We start from the raw sequence: 17,706 nt of genomic DNA, 5'->3' as shown, positions 1-17,706 counted from the left end.
GTACCCGGCGGGCAGGGTGGTCCCCTGCCCGCCGCGGGCGGTCAGAACAGGGCCAGGCCGAGGGTGAACAGCGCGCCGAAGACGAGTTGCAGGCGGCCGGTCTGCTGCAGGGTCGCGATGAGGGCGGGGCCCGTCGCGCCCGAGCGGACCGTCCTGACGGGGGTCACCACGAGGGGGAGCGCGAGCACGGTCAGCGCGGCGAAGGGCCGCACCGGCACCAGGGCGAGCGCGCACACGAACGGCAGCACCAGGGCCGCCGCGTAGGCCAGCCGGGTCCGGGTGTCGCCCAGCACCACCGCCAGCGTGCGCTTGCCGGACGGCCCGTCGGTCACGATGTCGCGCAGGTTGTTGACCACGAGGAGCGCGCAGGCGAGCAGCCCCACGGGCACCGCCGCGGCCAGCGACAGCCAGGTCAGGTGCTCCACCTGCACGTACGTCGTGCCGGCCACGGCCACGAGGCCGAAGAACACGAAGACCGAGAGCTCGCCGAGCGCGCGGTAGCCGTACGGGCGGGATCCACCCGTGTAGAACCAGGCGGCCAGGATGGACGCGAGGCCGACCAGCAGCAGCCACCAGGCACGGGTGACGACCACCAGCACCAGCCCCGCGACGGCGGCGGCGAGGAAACAGGCCAGGGCGGCGGCGAGCACCCGCTTCGGCGCCGCGACGCCCGAGCCGACCAGCCGCAGCGGTCCCACCCGGTCCTTGTCGGTGCCCTTGACGCCGTCGCTGTAGTCGTTCGCGTAGTTGACGCCGACCTGCAGCGCCAGCGCGACGAACAGGGCGAGCAGGGCCCGCCACCAGACCGCGCCGTCGTGCGCGACCGCGACGCCGGTGCCGACGGCGACCGGGACGACGGCGGCGGGCAGCGTGCGGGGGCGTGCGCCCGCTAACCATTGAGCTGGGGTGGCCACGTGACTCCCTTTTCCTACCTCTGCGTAGCCGGTGAAGGCGTCACCAGTCTGGCCAATCCCCTGCGGAGTGCCGACAGCGGGGTTGGCGGACGGGACGGGCGGCGGCGGGAGGCGGGCGAAGTTGACGCGAGTGGTCAGCTGATGTCGGTGGTCAGGCGGATCATCCGGATCGGGCGGCCCATGTCGAGCACGCGCTCGGCCTCGTCCTCGCCCCAGCCGGCCGACTCCAGGAAGCCGAGCATCTGGTGGTTGTCGGCGAAGACCCAGGTCACGACCGTGCTGTACCCGTCCTCGCGGAGGTGGTCCACGGTGGCGTTGAGGAGTCTGCTGCCGTGCCCGCGCCTGATGTGGTTGGGGTCGACGAGCAGCGTCATCAACTCGGCCGTCGTGGCCGGATGGAGGTCGGGATCCTCGGCGGGTCCGTGCGAAGCCAGCCCCACGACCCGGTCGGAGGCACGCTGCGCCGCGGTCGCCAGAATCCCGCCGGGCCCGAGCGCGGTGAACGCGTCGGTGTCGGGCACCACCCGCTCGACGGCGACGAGCAGGCGGTGACGCGGCGTGGGCGGCGAGAGGATCGCCTCCTCCCACTGGCGGCGCCACATCTTCTCCGCCGCCGGACCCGTCATGTGCTCCAGCGGGACCGGTGGCAGGAAGTCGCGGTAGACCGCTCTCCACGCCCGGATCTGGGTGCTGGTCACCGCGTCGACGTCCTCGAGGCGGGCAGCTCTCACACCCATTCGGCGGGCTCCTTTCTTAGCGTGTAACACCGTACTGGTCAGGAGGGCCTCGCCGTGCCGTCCGCCTGGCGTCGTGCCCGATATGCCCGGGTTTTTGTGCGGTTTCCGCAGACGCGCATGGAGCACCAGGAGCGAGACCGGTTCTTCGAGGAGTCGATGAACGCCCACTGGCACGTGCTCTCGGCGCAGACCTTGAGCCGTGACCAGGTGCCGTCGGCGTGGGCCGCCGGGATCTGCGCGGCGAGCCGCGCCAGGCCGCCCGCGACTCCGGACGCCACCGGCTCCAGCGTGGGTGCGCCCCCCGAGAGCGTCACGCGCACCGGAAGACCGGCCAGCGCCGCCTCCAGGCCCTCCGGCCCGTCGTACGGACCTCCGTCGTGGTTGCGGCGCAACGCGGCGCGCAGTCCTTCGCGCAGGTGGGCGGCGACCGCGAGGTCCTCGTCGGAGGCCCGGTCGCCGTCGCCGGTCAGCCCGCGTTCGCGCAGCCAGACGGACAGGTCGGCCGGCGATGCCAGCTCGTCGGCGTCTCCCTCGACGTCGTAGGTGTTAACGAAGTCGCGGAGCAGCTCCGCCGGGCCCGTCATGATCGATCACCCCTCGTGACCACTGTACGACAGTCGGAGGTCGCGAAATACCAACACCTTCATAAGCGTTACACTGGTGTCTTCAATTCCGGTCGAGGAGGATCCCATGCGCATCAGCTACCTGGCCTACCTGGCGCTGCGGAACAAGGAGCGCCGCGAGCGCCTGTCGCGTGACGCGCGCGAGCCCCGGCCGGACCGCCGGAGCCGGTGACGCCGGTGTCGCCCGTGTCACCGCGTCACCCGTGTCACTGCGGGAGGACGGCGGCGAGGCGGCGCACGCCCTCGTCGAGTTCGGCCGGGCTGGCGGGGGCGGTGTGGGTCAGCCGCAGCCGCGGGCCGGGCGGCTCGGCGGGGTAGTAGATCCGTCCCGGGCTCACCAGCACGCCGTTCGCCTGCGCCGCCTCGGTCGTCGCGGCCTCGTCCGTGCCGGGTGGGAGCCGTACCCACACGTGCAGGCCGCCGGGGGGCACCAGATGCACCTCGGCGGCGGGCGCGTGCCGGGCGAGCCCGGCGAGCAGCGCGGCCTGCCGTACGCCGATCTCCTGGTGGACCGCGCCGAGGTGGCGGCGCCAGGCGGGGGAGGCGAGGAACTCCAGCGCCGTCTCCTGCAGCGGCCGGGCGACGAAGAACGACTCCACCACCTGCGAGGCCCGCAGCCGGTGCGCGGCGGGTCCCCGCGCGACCAGCGCCGCCACCCGCAGGCTCGGTGAGGTGATCTTGCTCAGCGACAGGACGTGCACCACCGTCCCATGCGTGTCCATGGCCGCCATGGGCGGCGGGACGGGACCGGTCGCCAGATAACGCGCGTAGTCGTCCTCGACGACGAAGGCGCCCGCGGCCCGGGCCACGGCCAGAACCTGTTCCCTGCGCTCGTGGCCGAGGGTCGCGCCGGTGGGGTTGTGCAGCGACGGCTGGCAGTAGAACACCCGCGCCCCGGTCATGGCGAAGGCCTCCGCCAGCAGGTCGGGCCGTACTCCCTCGCCGTCGAGCGGCACGGCCGTGGCCCGCAGCCCGGCCGCCCGCGCCGCCGCGAGCGCGCCCGGGTAGGTGGGGGTCTCCACCAGGACCGGCGAGCCCGGCGCGGCGAGCGCCCGGAACGCGTGCGTGAGCGCCGACTGGCCGCCGCTGACGACGAGCACGTCGTTCGGGGTGACCGTGCCGCCGACCTCGGCGGCGAACCACCGGCGCAGCTCCGGCAGGCCGTTCACAGGCGGCATCGCCCACGTCTCCGGACGGCGTACAGCTCTCGCCGCGGCGGCGGCCAGGGCCCGCGCCGGGCGCAGCCCGGGGTTCAGGTAGCCGCCGGTGAGCGGCACGACGCCCTCGGCCGGCTGGGCCAGCAGGCCGGCCACCGCCGAGTCGTCGACGACCCGGTCGCCGAGCGCCACCGTCTGCCAGGACGAGTCGGGCGCCTCCGCGACGGGGTGCCGGGCCGGGGCGACGAACACCCCCGCCCCGGGCCGGGTGACCACCCGCCCCTCCGCCGAGAGCTGGGCGATGGCCCGGGAGACGGTCACCGGGCCGACGCCGTGGCGGCGCATGATCTCCCTGCTCGGCGGCAGCCGCTCGCCCGGCCGCGACCGCTCCGTCTCCGTACGGAGGATCGCGGCGAGACGGACGATACTGCTATCGTCATTCATGAAATACAACGATAGCGCTATCGATGTCCGGCCGATAGCGGCCAGCCGGCAGGGAACTCGGCAGGGAGACTGGCGGGGCAGTCTGCTCGCGGGGTTGGGCGTCCTGTCGTTCTCGGGGTCGTTGCCGGCGACCGTGTTCGCGATGCGGGGGTTCGACCCGTACCTCGTCGCGGTCGGGCGGGCCGTGGTCGCGGCGGTCGCCGCGGTGATCTGCCTCAAGGCCGCCGGTGCGCCTCTTCTGCCGCCCCGCGCGCACCTGCGGCCGTACGCGCTGATCGTGCTGGGCGTCGTGCTGGGCTTCCCGCTGTTCAGCGGCCTGGCGCTGAACAGCGGGGCGAGCACGGCCCACTCGGCGGTGGTCATCGGCCTGCTCCCGGCGGCCACGGCCGTGTTCGCGGTGCTGCGGGCCGGGGAGCGGCCGAGGCCGCTCTTCTGGGCCGCCTGTGCGGCCGGCGCGCTGTCCATCACCGTGTTCACCCTGACGCGGGGGACCGGCCGCCTCGCCGGGGCCGACGTGCTGCTCGTGCTCGCCCTGCTGTCGGCCGCCGTCGGCTACACCGAGGGCGGCAGGCTGGCGCGGGAGACGCCCGGCTGGCGGGTCATCTCGTACGCCCTGGTGCTCGCGGCCCCGGTCACCGTCCCCGTGACGGTCGTGCTGGCGGTGACCACGCCGGCGGCGCCCTCGGCCGAGTCGCTGGCCGGGTTCGCGTATGTCGCGCTGGTGTCGATGTTTCTCGGGTTCATTCCCTGGTACGCCGGGCTCGCGAGGGGCGGGATCGCCCGCGCCGGGCAGATCCAGCTCGCGCAGCCGCTGCTCAACCTGGTGTGGGCCTGGCTGCTGCTGAACGAGGAGATCGGTGCCGCGACCGTCACGGCGGCCCTGGCCGTGCTCGTGTGCGTCGCCGCCACACAGGCCGGCCGCCGCGCCTCGTGAGCCGGGCTCTGGCGCGGTGTTCACGGCGCTGTGTTCACGGTGCTGTGTTCAGGGCGCTGTGTTCACGGCACGAGGACGACCTTGCCCACGGCGGTCCTCGCCTCGATGCGCCGGTGGGCCTCGGCCGCGTCGGCCAGCGGCAGCACCGAGTCGACCTGGGGGCGCAGCCCGCCCCGGGCCGCCAGGTCCAGCACCTCCGCGCGGGCGGCCAGCACGCGGAGGAGCCACCCCTCCGGTCCGCCGCAGCCGACGAGGGTCAGGCCGCGCTGCAGCAGGTCCATCGGTGTGAAGGCCGGCGGGCCGCCGAGGAGTCCATACAGCAACATGCGCCCGGTGCCCGGGGTCATCGCGTCGAGTACCCGCCCGGCGGACGCGCCGCCGAGCGACTCGAAGACGACGTCGACCGTGCCGCCCGCCTCCCGCAGCCGCTCGGTCCAGCCGGAGTCGGTGTGGTCGAAGACGTCGTCGGCGCCGAGCTCCCTGGCACGCTCACCTTTGGCCGGGCCGCCCGCGGTGGCCAGGACGCGGGCGGCGCCCATGGGCCGGGCAAGCTGCGTGAGGTAGCCGCCGACACCCCCGCCCGCCACCTCGGCCAGGACGGTCTCCGTTCCGGTGAGGCCGGCCGTACGCAGGAGGGTCGTCGCCAGGGCGCCCTGGACGGCGACAGCCACCGCGTCCGCCGAGCTCAGGGAGTCCGGCACGGGAACGAGGGCGTCGGCGGCGGCCGTGACGTACTCCGCGTACGTGCCTTCGCCGGTCGCATTCATGATCGCGACCCGGCGGCCGACGAGGCCGCCGTCCACCCCTGCGCCGGCCTCGGCGACGACGCCCGCCGCTTCGAAGCCGAAGGTCGAGGGGAGCGGCCGGGGCATGGGGAAGAGCCCCGAACGCATGGCGGTCTCGTAGTAGGTCACGCCCACCGCCTCCGTGCGGACGAGCACCTGTCCCGGACCCGGCGCCGGAGTGGGCACCTCCTCCAGTGTGAGGACCTCGGGGCCCCCGGTCTTGTGCATCACGATCGCGCGCATGAGCGCTCCTAACTGGACCAGCGGTCAAGTTCTGTCGCCGCTACTATACGGACCACAGGTCCAGTTGTCACCAGGGGGTTCCGGATGGGCGAGCAGCGCGCGGAACGCGCCGACGCGGCGCGGAACCGGCGTGCGATCCTCAGGGCCGCGGAGGAACTGCTGCGCCGTCATGCTCCGGACGAGGTGTCGATCGAGCGGATCGCCGCCGCGGCGGGCGTCGGCAAGGGCACCGTCTTCCACCGCTTCGGCAGCAGGGTCGGCCTGATGCGCGCGTTGATGGAGGAGCGGGTGCGAACCTTCGGGGAGGCCGTCGCCGGAGGTCCTCCTCCACTGGGTCCCGGTGCGCCGTCCCGTGACCGTCTGGTCGCCTTCCTCGACGCGGTGGTCGTGCTCGCCGCCCGCAACGGGAGGCTGATCACGGCCCACGACCACGCGCTGGCGACCCGGCGGCACGCCGAGGGGCGCCTCACGGAGAACCCCGTCTACCTGTCCTGGCACGCGCACGTCATGTCGCTGGTCGCGGAGGCCCGGCCCGATCTCGACGCCGATCTCGTGGCCCACGTCCTCGTCGGCTCGCTGCACAACGAGGGGGTCGCGCGACTGCTCCTGGCCGGGGAGGCCGAGCGGGTCGCCGCCGGGATGCGGGCGATGGCGGAGTCCCTCCTGCGGTGACGCCGTCCTCCTGGATCGCTTGGAGATAATCCCGAACCGGACGAATTGGTAGCCTGGGTGCATGACCGCACTGGCGCCCTCGCGGACCGAACCCGATCTGTCCTTCCTGCTCGACCACACGGGCCACGTGCTGAGGACGCGGATGGCGGCGGCGCTGGCGGAGATCGGGCTGACCGCGCGCATGCACTGCGTGCTCGTCCACGCGTTGCAGGAGGAGCGCACGCAGATCCAGCTCGCCGAGATCGGCGACATGGACAAGACCACGATGGTGGTCACCATCGACGCCCTGGAGAAGGCCGGCCTCGCCGAACGCCGCCCTTCGAGCGCGGACCGGCGGGCCAGGATCGTCGCGGTCACGGACAAGGGTGCGCAGGTGGCGAAGCGGAGTCAGGAGATCGTCGACGAAGTGCACCGGGCCGCCATCGAGTCGTTGCCGAAGGAGGAGGCTGAGGTGCTCGTCCGGGCGTTGAACCACCTGGCCACGGGGCACCTGGCCACTCCGGCGGAGGCGCCCCAGGCCGTGCGCCGAGCGCGCCAGCGAGGATGATCGGTCTCCGATAGATAGTCTGCAACAAAACTATCTGCTACGGTCCTTTCTGTTCCCAATGAACAGGAGGCGACCGATGTCGCGCATATCCCCCTCCCGCCGACTGGCGCTCGGTGTGCTGTCCACCGCGATGCTGATGACGATCCTCGACGGCAGCATCGTCACCGTGGCCCTGCCCGCGATCCAGCGCGATCTCGGTTTCGCGCCCGCCGAGCTGAGCTGGACGGTCAACGCCTACCTCATCGCGTACGGCGGGCTGCTCCTGCTGGCCGGACGCCTGGGCGACCTCCTCGGCCGCAGGGCCGTGTTCCTGGCCGGCAACGTGGTCTTCACCGTCGCGTCCCTGCTCGCCGGGGTGGCGGTGAACCCGGCGACGCTGATCGGCGCCCGGTTCCTGCAGGGCGTCGGCAGCGCCATGGCCACCGCGGTCGTGCTCGGCATTCTGGTGACGACCTTCACGGACCCGGGGGAGCGGGCCAAGGCCTTCGGGGTGTTCGGCTTCACCGGCGCCGTCGGAGCGTCACTGGGCGCGGTGCTCGGCGGCGTCCTCACGGACGCCCTCGGCTGGCACTACATCTTCTTGATCAACATTCCGATCGGTGTGGTCACCGTCGTGCTGGCCGTCCGGGCGCTGCCGGCGGAACGGGGGCCCGGCCTGTCGGGCGGAGCCGACGCCCTCGGCGCCCTGCTGGTCACGGCCGGGCTCATGCTGGGCATCTACGCCGTGGTCCAGATCGAGCGGTACGGCGTGCGCGTCCTGTGGTTCGGCGTGGCGTCCCTCGTGTCGCTGGCCGCCTTCCTCGTCCGTCAGGCGACCGCCCGCACTCCGCTCATGCCGCTGCGGGTCCTCCGCTCTCGCGCCGTCGCCGGGGCGAACCTGGTGCAGGTCCTGGCGCTGGGCGCCATGTTCGCCTTCCAGGTCGTGGTCGCGCTGTTCATGCAGCAGGTGCTGCGGTACGGCGCGCTCGGCACCGGCCTGGCCATGCTTCCAGCGGCGGTGTCCATCGCGGTGGTGTCCCTGTTCGTCTACCCCCGGCTGACCATGCGCTTCGGCGCGCGTACCGTCCTGCTGGCCGGTCTGACGCTGCTGATCGGCGCGATGGGCTGGCTCGCCCGCGTTCCCCTCGACGCCCACTACGTGACCGACCTGCTCCCGGTGATGGTGCTCATCATGGGTGGCGGCCTCGTGCTCCCGGCGCTGACCGCGCTCGGCATGTCCGGGGCCCGCGCCGACGACGCGGGTCTGGTCTCGGGACTGTTCAACACGACTCAGCAGATCGGGATGGCGACCGGCGTCGCGGTGCTCTCCACGCTGGCCGCGTCGCGGACGGAGGGGCTGCTGGCCGACGGGGCCAGCGGGGCGGTGGCGCTGACCGGGGGTTACCGGCTGGCCTTCACCGTGTCCTTCGGCCTGCTGATCGCCGCCTTCGCGGTCGGGCTCCTCGTCCTGCGGCGGCCGAAGGCAGACGTCGGGCACGAGGCGGCGCTCCAGCCCGAGCGGGCGTAACCGCCCTTTCGGCCGGCTGATCCGGAACGTCTTGTCAGGTGACTCCTGACGGCGTAGTCTCGCGATCACTCGTCAGGGGCTGCCTGACAACGAATGCTGGGAGGACGACATGCCTGCACCTTCTCCGTCGGAACAGGACATTCGCTGCTCGTTCTGCTCGAAGTCGAAGACCGAGGTGAACAAGATGGTCGCCGGTCCGGGCGTCTACATCTGCGACGAGTGCGTGGGGCTCTGCGGCGAGATCATCGCGGCCGAGTTCGCCAAGTCGGCCCAGTCCGCCGAGGCGGCCCCGGAGATCCCGTACGCCGAGAGCATGACCGACGAGCAGATCCTGGAGTTCCTCCCGCGTATCGCGGCCGTGGGCGCGCAGGTGGAGGACAACCTGCGGGTCTGGGTCCAGCGACTGCGCGACCGGGGCGTCACCTGGGCCAGGATCGGCGCCGCCCTCGGCATGACCCGCCAGTCCGCCTGGGAGAGGTTCTCCGGGGAGGAATGACACGCCGCCGGACCGAATGTCGCCCTCGTGCCGGTTGTCTTCACGAGGAATCGCGCCGAATAATGCGCTTTGCTTCGTAAAGGGGCCCGACCCGCAATCGTCGCGTTTCGTCATGTCGAGCCCTGATTCGATCGCATTCTCGGCAGTCGAGACATTCGCCGGATTTCAGGGACACGCCCGGCATGCGGAAGTTGGTCCATGGCAGTGGTAGGTGCGCGGCAGGGGAAGCCGCAGCGGTGGTCCCGCCAGAACGCAGGGCCGCCGCTAGAACGGCAGGGCCACAGCTCCTCGGCCGAGAGGCGTGCGGGTCGCGCGCTTTGGGGGCGGTATTTCTGCGTGCCTGTGACTCCAGCAAATCGCTGTGCGGAGGTGCTCACGGTGTAGAGATGTGAAACAATTCATACAGGCTTTCGAATCCGCGCGGGGGAGGTGTCATGGACTTGTTTGATGATGATCCTGCGCACCTTCCTCGTTCGAACGATACTGGCGATGGCGACTGGTGGGAGCGGCTCATTTCCGGCTCGTCCCTCTGGTCCACCCAGGATTCACTGGCTCGCGAATATGTGCCGATTGTCGATCCCGATGCGCGAAAGCACGATGCTCCTCCGGGTGGTGCGTCGGACAGGGCCTCTGGCGCTGACCGGGGTGATGCGGACCGCGATCGGGATGCCGACGGTGCGCCTGGTGGTGTGTCGGACGATGCCTTCGGCGGTGTCTTTGGTGGTGCTTGTGGCGGTGGGTCGTCGTCGTGGGTGGCGGTGGCGGCGGTTGGTGAGGCGGCGCGGGTAGTGGCGCTGGTGCCGGTGCCTGAGTCGGCGGAGGTGTGCCTGGCTGAGGCCGAGGAGTTGCTGGTGGCCCGTGACCGGATCACTTCGGCGTTGGCCGCCCGGGTGGGCCGGGTGCATCGGTCCGGGGAGGCGAGGAACCATGGGCATGCCTCCACCAGGTTGTGGCTGCGCAGCGTCGGGGGGATGACCATCCCCGGAGTCGGTCGGTTGGTGACGATGGGCGTGGAGTTGGGTCGCCTGTCGCGGGTGCGTGAGCGGTTCGCCGAGGGCAGCCTGGCCGAAGGCATTGTGGAGGCGATCTGCACCGCCACCTCCGGGTTGACCGACGAGCAGGCCGTGACTGCTGAGGGGATTTTGCTGGAGTTGGCAGGTTCGGCGGGGGCTGCGGAGGTGGCCAAGGCGGGGCGGTATCTGCGGGCGGTGCTGGACCCCGACGGCCACGAAAGCGATGAGCAGGCCGACTTCGACCGCCGGTTCTTCCGGGTGCGGCGGCGCAGGAACGGCGGGCTGGAGGGAGAGTTCTACCTCCCGGTCGAGGCGGCCGCGCGGTTGCAGCACCTGCTGGACGTCTACGCCAAGCCCAAGGCCGAGGGCGACGACCGGACCCCGAGCGTGCGGAACGCCGATGCTGTCATCGCGTTCCTGGAGAACAAGATCGCGACCGAGCTTCTGGTGCTGGTCACCGCCGAATCCCTCCCCGCCGACAACCCCGGAGCCGACAACCCCACAGGCACCACCCCCTCAGGTGATCCCACAGCCGACCCCTCAGCTGACCCCTTTGCCGACCACCCAACCAGCGACCCGGTAGACACCGACCCGAGCGACGGTCCTGGTCCCGACTCCTCCGGCACCGACCCTGACCCCGGCCCTGGTCCCGACTCTTCGAGTATCGGCCCCGCCCGTGCGACGTGTGCCGACGAGACCTGTGCTGGCGCGGCCAATGCCACCGGCGAGCCCTCCGCCGCCGACTCCGCCTCTGATCCGCCGCCCGAGCACGGCGATCCTCCTGGTAGCCACACTGGGGAAAGCCCAGGCGGGGACTGTCCTGGGGACTGCAATGCTCACGGCTGCCCCAGTGGGGACTGCCCTGTCGGCGACTGCCCGGCGGGGGACTGCTGGCATGCCTTCGCGCCGGGTGAAACGCATGCGATGCCGGGGGCGGGCTCCGACGCGCCGTCGGGTGCGGAAGGGAGCGCCTGGCCGCGAGCGGGCTCCGGTGCGCCGTCCGGGTCGGGCGACCGAACGTGGGCGGAAGGCAGCGCCCGGCGGGGAGGTGGCGTCTGGGCGGGTGTGGGGGTGGGGGTCAACAGTCCGCCGCCGGGGGTGTGGTTGCGGGGGTTGCCGGGGTTGATCCTGGCGACCGGGCATCTGCTGCCCGCCTCCACCGTGCACCGGCTGGCCCGTACCAGCACCCTGGTGCGGATCGTGATGGACGCCGGTGGGCAGGTGCTGGACATGGGCCGCAAGGTCCGTCTGGCGACCCCGGCGCAGCGGCGGGCGGTCTTCGCGCGGTATGCGACCTGCTGGGTGGACGGCTGCCCGCTGCCGGCCACGATGTGCCAGATCGACCACGCCGAGGACTGGTGCAGCGGCGGGCTGACCGATCTCAAGCTGCTGGGACCGGCGTGCCAGTTCCACAACCGCGACCGCTACCGCCACCCGAACCGCTACACCCGCCGCAAGATCGGAGACGACCGCTGGGCCTTCACCTACCGCAACCCCCGCACCACCCGGAGACGCCTATGACGTCGGACCTCATCAACGCTGACATGCGGCAACGGGAGAGCCGCTCGCCGACCGCGCCCGCGATCGCGCGCAGTTCCGGGTGGTGAACCTCCAGACCGTCGGCGGCATCAAATGACCAAGGGATGGGGGATGCGCGTATGGCGTTGGCGGCGCCGCTGCTGCCGGAGGATCCGGAGCGGCTGGGCGGATACTGGCTGGCGGGCCGGCTCGGGGCGGGCGGCCAGGGGGTGGTGTACGAGGCGTACGACTCCGGGGGAAGCCGCGTCGCGGTGAAGGTGCTGCACGGCGAGGCAGCCCGCGACCAGGAGTTACGCGGCCGCTTCGGGCGGGAGGCGACGGCGGCCCGGAGGGTGGCGTCCTTCTGCACCGCCCGGGTGCTCGACGCACAGCTGGACGGTGGTCAGCCGTACATCGTGAGCGAGTACGTGGAGGGGCCGAGCCTGCGCCGGGCCGTGCGTCAGGAGGGCCGCCGGTTCGCCGGGGACGACCTGCACCGGCTGGCCACCGGAGTGGCCACCGCCCTGGCCGCGATCCACGACGCGGGTGTGATCCACCGCGATCTGAAACCCGACAACGTGCTCCTCGGGCCGGACGGGCCGCGAGTGATCGACTTCGGCGTGGCCCGGACGCTGGAGATGTCGCTGACAGCGAGCGGCCTGGTGGCCGGAACGCCTACTTACATGGCGCCGGAGGTGTTCACGGGACGGCGGGCCGGCACTCCCGCCGACGTGTTCGCCTGGGGCGGCGTCGTCGTGTTCGCCGCCACCGGGGCCGACCCGTTCGAGGCGGAGAGCCTCGGCGGTGTCATGCACCGCGTCCTGTCCGTCGACCCCGATCTGACCCTGCTCCCCGAGCCGCTGCGCCCGCTGGTGGCCGCCGCGCTGCGCAAGGACCCGGCAGAGCGCCCGACGGCCCGCGACCTGCTGATCGCCCTGGTCAGCGGGTTCCGCGGCTTCCAGGGCGACCTGCTTGCCCTGGGCAGCGCCGAGGCGGGGCTGCTGGGCCGGGACGGCGATCGCGAGCCCGGCCTGGGCGTGCTCGCCGAGGAGGTGTACGCCGGGCTTGGGCCGGCCGCACAGGCCATCGTCCCGGACATGCTGCTGCGGATGATCGCCGTGGACGAGCACGGAGACGAGAGCACACGCCGGGTGAACCGTGCGGAACTGCTGGAGGGCCGTCCGGCGGAGGAGAGGGCCGCCGTCGAACAGGTGCTCGCGGCCCTGGCCCAGGCCGGGCTGCTGGCCGGGGCGGGCGGCTTGGTCACGCTGGCCAGCCCGGCACTGCCGAAGGCCTGGCCCCGCCTGCGCGCATGGGTCGACGAGGAACGCGACGGCCTGCGCGGCCACGTGGAACTCGCCGCGGCGGCCCATCGCTGGCGCGGGGACGGCCGGAAGGACGCCGACCTGCTCCAGGGCGCCCGGCTCGACGCGGCCCTCGCCTGGGCGGCGGGCGGGCGCCGCCTCCTCGTCCTGAACGCTCTGGAGCGCGAGTATCTCGCCGCCGGGTCGGCCCTGGTCAGGAGGCGTGCCAACCAGCGCAGGCTGCTCACGCTGGTCCTGGCCGTGCTGCTCGTGCTGTCGGTCGCGGGCGGCGGGCTGTCGGTGTACCAGGGCCGCCGGATCGCCGGGCAGCGCGATCAGGCGACCGGTCGGCAGGTCGCCTCCCTGGCGGGGACGCTGCGCACGACCGATCCGGGCATCGCGATGCTGCTGACGGTCGCCGGCTGGCGCCTGGCCCCCGGCGCCGACACCCGCTCGGCCCTGACGACGTCCCTCTACCAGCCCGAGACCGCCGTCTTCCAGGACCCTCAGGCGACCGGCACCACGCTCCGCGCACTCAGCGGCGACGGCCGCGTCCTGGCGAGCGTCAGCGCCGACGGCGTGCGCCTCTACGACGTACGCACCGGCCGGAGGACCGGCGGCTTGGCTGACACCGGCATAGGCGCCGGTGAGCTGTTGCAGAGTGTCGCGCTGAGCCCGACCGGCCGTTATCTCGCAGCGGCGTTCGGCGCGAAGGTGGTCGTGTGGGACGTCCGCACCGGAAAGCGGATACGCGAGTACGACCCGCAGGCCGGCGACCCCGCCAAGCCTGAGGACCGCCGGTCGATCGTGGACTTCCTTCTGGAGTTCGGCGACGACGACGCGACCCTCGTCGTGCATGAGGGCCAGGGCCTGTTCCTCTGGAACATCGGCAGCGGCCGCGTCCTTCCCCACTGGGAACTCGGGCACGCGGCCGTCGCGTCCTCGGGGCGGCTCGCGGCGTACGCCGTGGAGGGGGGCGAGCCCGGCATCCACCTCCGGCGGCTGCCCGCCGGGACCGAGGACGCCCGGTTCCGCGCGGCCTGCCCCGGCGCCCCGGTCTCTCTGGCCTTCAGCCCGGACGGCCGCATGCTGGCCTGCCAGAGCGGCAGGTCGATCACCCTCGTCGACACGGCGACGGCGCGGCGCCTGCCCGGGGAGCTGACGGCGGCAGGACCGGTGAACCTCGACCTCGTGAGCATGCCCGTGCTGCGGTACGGCCCCGACGGCCGGCTGCTGGCCTCGTTCGCCGACAACCGGATCCAGGTGTGGCGGGTCGCCGACCGCCACCTGCTGCTGGACTACCGGCTCGACGGAGCGGCCCTGGACGTCCGGTTCGACTCCGACGGGCGTTCGCTCAGGTATCTGGTCGACCAGTCGGTCGTCACCGTGGACCTCGGGCAGCGCCTGGCGGGCGGCGGGCTTCCCGGGAAGCCGGACGCCGCGACGCTCAGCCCGGACGGGCGCCTGCTGGCCGTCCGGATGAGCGAGTCCGGTCCGGTGCGGCTGTGGGACGTCCGCGGGCGGCGTTTTCTCGGGGAACCCTTCCGGGAGCCGGAGCCCGGCCTCGACCCCGCCGGCTCCGATCCGCCGCGGTTCAGCCGCGACGCCCGTCTCCTGCTCACCGGCGACGGCACGCGGGCGTACACGGTGTGGGACGTCGCCGCCCGTCGGGTGCTGCGCACCATCACGGGGACGAAGGACCTGCGACTGGAGTCGGCGGCGCTGAGCCCGGACGGCCGCACGCTCGTGGCCGAGATGACCCCCCGGGTGATCCGGTCGGCGAGTCAGGAGGACGAGCGCTGGATGCGGTTGTGGGACGTTCACACCGGCGCGGTGCGTACGACCGTGCGCCTCGCCGCGCCCGCCGGGCCGTACGTCTTCTCCCCGGACGGGCGCTACATGGCGCCTACGAACCCGGGGCTCGGCCGGTTCGTCGACGCCGCCTCGGCCAGGCCGTTCGGCGGGAACTACGACCTGTCCTCGCAGGGCGGCTCCACCTTCGGCGAGCTCGCGTTCGCGCCCGGGGGGCGGCTGATGGCGCTGGGCGACGGTATGGGCAGGATCGCGCTGTGGAGCACCTGGGGCCCGGTGCCGCGGCCGCCGGTGCTGCACGGCGTTCTGGAGCCGGTCGGCGCGATGGCCTTCGCGCCGGACGGGCGGGTCCTCGCCACCGGCGGCGAGGAGGGCACCGTGCAGCTCTGGGATGTCGCCGCCGGGCGCCGTCTCGGCCCCGCGGTCGATCTGTACGGGAGCGAGATTCTGAGCCTCGCGTTCAGCCCCGACGGCACCACCCTGTACGCCGCCGACCGATCCGGGGGCGTGCACGACTATCCGGTGGCCCCGGAGCGGATCGCCGCTCGGGTGTGCGCCCGGGTGGGGCACACCCTCCCGGAGCGGGACTGGCGGACGTATCTTCCCGACGTGCCCTACCGCGACGTCTGCCGAGCAGCCTCACAGTTCGAGGACGAGGCGGGGTGAGCGGGCCCGCGACACGCAGATGAACATGACGTCGCCGGCCGCGCGCTCCTCCTCGGTGAGAAGGCTGTCGCGATGGTCGGGCACGCCGTCCAGCACCACCGTCTCGCAGGTGCCGCAGGTCCCCTCACGGCAGGAGGACAGCACGGAGACGCCCGCCTCCTCGACCACCTCCAGGACCGAGCGGTCCTCCGGCACGGTCAGCGTCGTGCCGGAAAGGGCCAGTTCGACCTCGAACGCCGTGGCTTCGCCGCCGTCCGTGGTCGCGGGGGTGAACCGCTCGACGCGCAACGCGCCCTTCGGCCAGGACGCGCAGCGCTCCTCCGCCGCCCTCAGCAGTGGTTCCGGCCCGCAGCAGTAGACCAGGGCACCGGGAAGGGGGACGCCGAGCAGCCCGTCCAGGTCGAGCAGGCCCGTCTCGTCCTGCGGGCACAGTTCGACCCGGCCCGGATGGTCCCGTACGAGCCGGTCGGCGAAGGCCATCGAGGCCCGGGTGCGCCCGCCGTACACCAGCCGCCAGTCCGTACGGCGACGCGTGGCCTCGGCGATCATCGGGAGGAGCGGGGTGATGCCGATCCCGCCGGCCACGAACAGGTAGCGGGGTGACTCGGCGAGGCCGAAGTGGTTGCGCGGACCGCGCGCCCGGACCGTGTCGCCCTCGGCGAGCCGGTCGTGCACATGGGCGGAGCCGCCGCGCCCGACCGGCTCCCGCAGCACCGCCACCTCGAAGGCGCGGTCGTCACCGGGGTCGCCGCACAGCGAGTACTGCCTGACCAGGCCCGGAGCGAGCAGCAGGTCGACGTGCGCGCCCGGCGTCCAGGAGGGCAGCGGGCCGCCGTCGGGCCGGGCGAGGCGCAGGAGGACGACCCCCTCGGCGACGGGCGTCTTGCCCGTCACCTTCAGGTCGAGCTCCGGTTCCGTCAGGGGCATGGCGCGCGGGTCCTCCTATGGATGAACGCGGTGTGCGAGTGGGCGTGAGGTGGACGCACGCGGAGGGCGGCACCCGAAGGCGCCCTCCGCGGTGAGCCCGGACATGCGGTCAGACGAGTGCGGCGGCCGGGGCGGGGGAGTTCTCCGCTCCGGCCGGCCGGGCCCGGTGTCCTTCCGGGTGGCCGAGCAGCCAGTCCCACAGGACCACGGGATCGTCGAACTCCCGTTCCGCGCCGCAGAAGCAGGTGGCCTGCAGCCGGTCAGTCCCCGGCACCCAGCGGATGCGGTGGACGGTGCGGCCGGTACTGCCGGTGCGGCCCGTCCGCGCGCCGGGTTCGCCCGGGCTCATCGGGCGGCGGCCCGCGAGGAGGCGGAGCCGGCCATCCGGGCGAGCAGGCGCCGGGCGGCCAGGCCGCCGGTGTCGATGTTCACCGACAGCTCCTGGTAGCGGTCCGGCTCGGCGGCGATGACCTGCTCCAGCGTGTTCAGCGCGGTCACGTCCTGCAGGACCACCGTCCGGTTGCTCTCTCGGAGGAAGTCCGAGACCTTCTCGTCGTCGAGGGCGAAGTCCCGCGCGACGGCCCAGAAGTCGTAGGTGCTGCCGTCCGTCGACGGGGTGATCGCGTAGACGACCTCGACGTGGAAGGCGTGCGGGTCCGTGCCGTCGGCGGCGGGCGGCGGCGACCCGACGGGGGCGACCCGGCTGTGCAGGAGGTAGAGGCACGGCGGGTGATACTCGATGTCCTGCCACCGGGTGATCCGGCCCTTGATGCCGGTCGACTCGGCGTAGAACGGCGGGCAGGCCGCGTCGTCCATGTGCCGGCTGACGTAGACGACGCCCTCGTCCTCGTCGACCTCGGTCGTGATCGGGGTCTCGGCCACCTCGGGCGTGCCGATGTACCCGCCGTGCAGGTAGGTCTCGTGGGACAGGTCCAGGAGGTTGTCCACGAGCAGGCCGTACCGCGCGTTCAGCGGCTCCATGCCGCACACCGTGGCGTACTCGGGCGAGACCAGCCAGGGCGCCCGCGGCGGCAGGGTGTCGCCCGGCTCGCGGTCGCCGATCCACACCCAGACGAACGAGTCCTGCTCCACCACGGGGTAGGTGCGAAGCCGGGCCGTACGCGGGATGCGCTGCTGGGCGGGCACGGCGACGCAGACGCCGTCAGGGCCGTAGGTGAAGCCGTGGTAGCCGCAGACCACCCGGTCGCCGACGAGGTGACTGGGCGCCTCGGACAGCGGGAACCTGCGGTGCACGCAGCGGTCGGCCATCGCCACCGCCCGCCCGTCCTCGGTGCGCCAGAGCAGGATCGGCTCGTTCAGGATGGTACGGCCGAGCTGCCGCCTGCCCACCTCGTGGCCGTAGGCGGCGACGTACCACTGGTCGCGCGCGAATTCCGTGACGATCAC

At 72.8% G+C, this 17,706-nt stretch carries 15 protein-coding genes; 7 read left to right on the top strand and 8 right to left on the bottom strand.

Annotation, left to right across the window (positions count from 1 at the left end; genetic code table 11):
• Positions 1 to 41 precede the first annotated feature (41 nt).
• From HHX40_RS03815 to HHX40_RS03800, 4 genes are all read right to left on the bottom strand, one after another.
• On the bottom strand, positions 42 to 914 hold the full coding sequence (locus HHX40_RS03815; RefSeq protein WP_182879406.1) for a 1,4-dihydroxy-2-naphthoate polyprenyltransferase: 873 nt from the start codon (positions 912 to 914) through the stop codon (positions 42 to 44).
• A 134-nt stretch (positions 915 to 1,048) separates the two neighbouring features.
• Positions 1,049 to 1,651 (bottom strand): GNAT family N-acetyltransferase, encoded by a 603-nt coding sequence (locus HHX40_RS03810; protein ID WP_111699755.1) that lies wholly within the window; start codon positions 1,649 to 1,651, stop codon positions 1,049 to 1,051.
• Positions 1,652 to 1,689: 38 nt separating this feature from the next.
• A complete protein-coding gene (locus HHX40_RS03805; protein WP_111699754.1) occupies positions 1,690 to 2,235 on the bottom strand; it encodes a CGNR zinc finger domain-containing protein in 546 nt (181 codons plus the stop codon).
• A gap of 245 nt (positions 2,236 to 2,480) precedes the next feature.
• Entirely contained in the window at positions 2,481 to 3,875 is a 1,395-nt protein-coding gene (locus HHX40_RS03800) for a PLP-dependent aminotransferase family protein (protein ID WP_182879405.1), read from the bottom strand.
• On the opposite strand from HHX40_RS03800, the gene HHX40_RS03795 reads away from it, so the two are divergent.
• Positions 3,874 to 4,809: a DMT family transporter gene (locus HHX40_RS03795; protein ID WP_182879404.1), complete on the top strand. Its 936-nt coding sequence runs from the start codon at positions 3,874 to 3,876 to the stop codon at positions 4,807 to 4,809. The two genes, HHX40_RS03800 and HHX40_RS03795, sit on opposite strands and share 2 nt — an antisense overlap.
• A 62-nt stretch (positions 4,810 to 4,871) precedes the next feature.
• On the opposite strand, the gene HHX40_RS03790 is transcribed toward HHX40_RS03795, so the two are convergent.
• On the bottom strand, positions 4,872 to 5,837 hold the full coding sequence (locus HHX40_RS03790; RefSeq protein WP_182879403.1) for a quinone oxidoreductase family protein: 966 nt from the start codon (positions 5,835 to 5,837) through the stop codon (positions 4,872 to 4,874).
• 84 nt (positions 5,838 to 5,921) lie between these two features.
• Between HHX40_RS03790 and HHX40_RS03785 the strand changes: the two genes are divergently transcribed.
• From HHX40_RS03785 to HHX40_RS03760, 6 genes are all read left to right on the top strand, one after another.
• Positions 5,922 to 6,509 carry a TetR/AcrR family transcriptional regulator gene (locus HHX40_RS03785; protein WP_111699750.1) on the top strand — a complete coding sequence of 196 codons (588 nt, stop codon included), beginning with the start codon at positions 5,922 to 5,924 and terminating at the stop codon, positions 6,507 to 6,509.
• Between the two features lie 61 nt (positions 6,510 to 6,570).
• Positions 6,571 to 7,056 carry a MarR family winged helix-turn-helix transcriptional regulator gene (locus HHX40_RS03780; protein ID WP_111699749.1) on the top strand — a complete coding sequence of 162 codons (486 nt, stop codon included), beginning with the start codon at positions 6,571 to 6,573 and terminating at the stop codon, positions 7,054 to 7,056.
• 76 nt (positions 7,057 to 7,132) lie between these two features.
• On the top strand, positions 7,133 to 8,563 hold the full coding sequence (locus HHX40_RS03775) for an MFS transporter (RefSeq protein ID WP_182879402.1): 1,431 nt from the start codon (positions 7,133 to 7,135) through the stop codon (positions 8,561 to 8,563).
• 109 nt (positions 8,564 to 8,672) lie between these two features.
• On the top strand, positions 8,673 to 9,059 hold the full coding sequence (locus tag HHX40_RS38100) for a ClpX C4-type zinc finger protein (protein WP_182879401.1): 387 nt from the start codon (positions 8,673 to 8,675) through the stop codon (positions 9,057 to 9,059).
• 758 nt (positions 9,060 to 9,817) lie between these two features.
• On the top strand, positions 9,818 to 11,593 hold the full coding sequence (locus HHX40_RS03765) for a DUF222 domain-containing protein (protein WP_182879400.1): 1,776 nt from the start codon (positions 9,818 to 9,820) through the stop codon (positions 11,591 to 11,593).
• A 137-nt stretch (positions 11,594 to 11,730) separates the two neighbouring features.
• Positions 11,731 to 15,372 (top strand): WD40 repeat domain-containing serine/threonine protein kinase, encoded by a 3,642-nt coding sequence (locus HHX40_RS03760; RefSeq protein ID WP_182879399.1) that lies wholly within the window; start codon positions 11,731 to 11,733, stop codon positions 15,370 to 15,372.
• On the opposite strand, the gene HHX40_RS03755 is transcribed toward HHX40_RS03760, so the two are convergent.
• The 3 genes from HHX40_RS03755 to HHX40_RS37540 all read right to left on the bottom strand — a co-directional run bounded on the left by HHX40_RS03755 (position 15,346) and on the right by HHX40_RS37540 (position 17,706).
• Positions 15,346 to 16,299: a PDR/VanB family oxidoreductase gene (locus HHX40_RS03755; protein ID WP_182879398.1), complete on the bottom strand. Its 954-nt coding sequence runs from the start codon at positions 16,297 to 16,299 to the stop codon at positions 15,346 to 15,348. The genes HHX40_RS03760 and HHX40_RS03755 overlap by 27 nt on opposite strands.
• A gap of 109 nt (positions 16,300 to 16,408) precedes the next feature.
• Entirely contained in the window at positions 16,409 to 16,573 is a 165-nt protein-coding gene (locus HHX40_RS03750) for a hypothetical protein (RefSeq protein WP_220498563.1), read from the bottom strand.
• A 71-nt stretch (positions 16,574 to 16,644) separates the two neighbouring features.
• A complete protein-coding gene (locus HHX40_RS37540; protein ID WP_208798394.1) occupies positions 16,645 to 17,706 on the bottom strand; it encodes an aromatic ring-hydroxylating dioxygenase subunit alpha in 1,062 nt (353 codons plus the stop codon).

Source organism: Microbispora sp. H10949 (assembly GCF_014161435.1).
Lineage (GTDB): Bacteria > Actinomycetota > Actinomycetes > Streptosporangiales > Streptosporangiaceae > Microbispora > Microbispora triticiradicis.
This window is presented reverse-complemented; position numbering and strand designations above follow the sequence as displayed.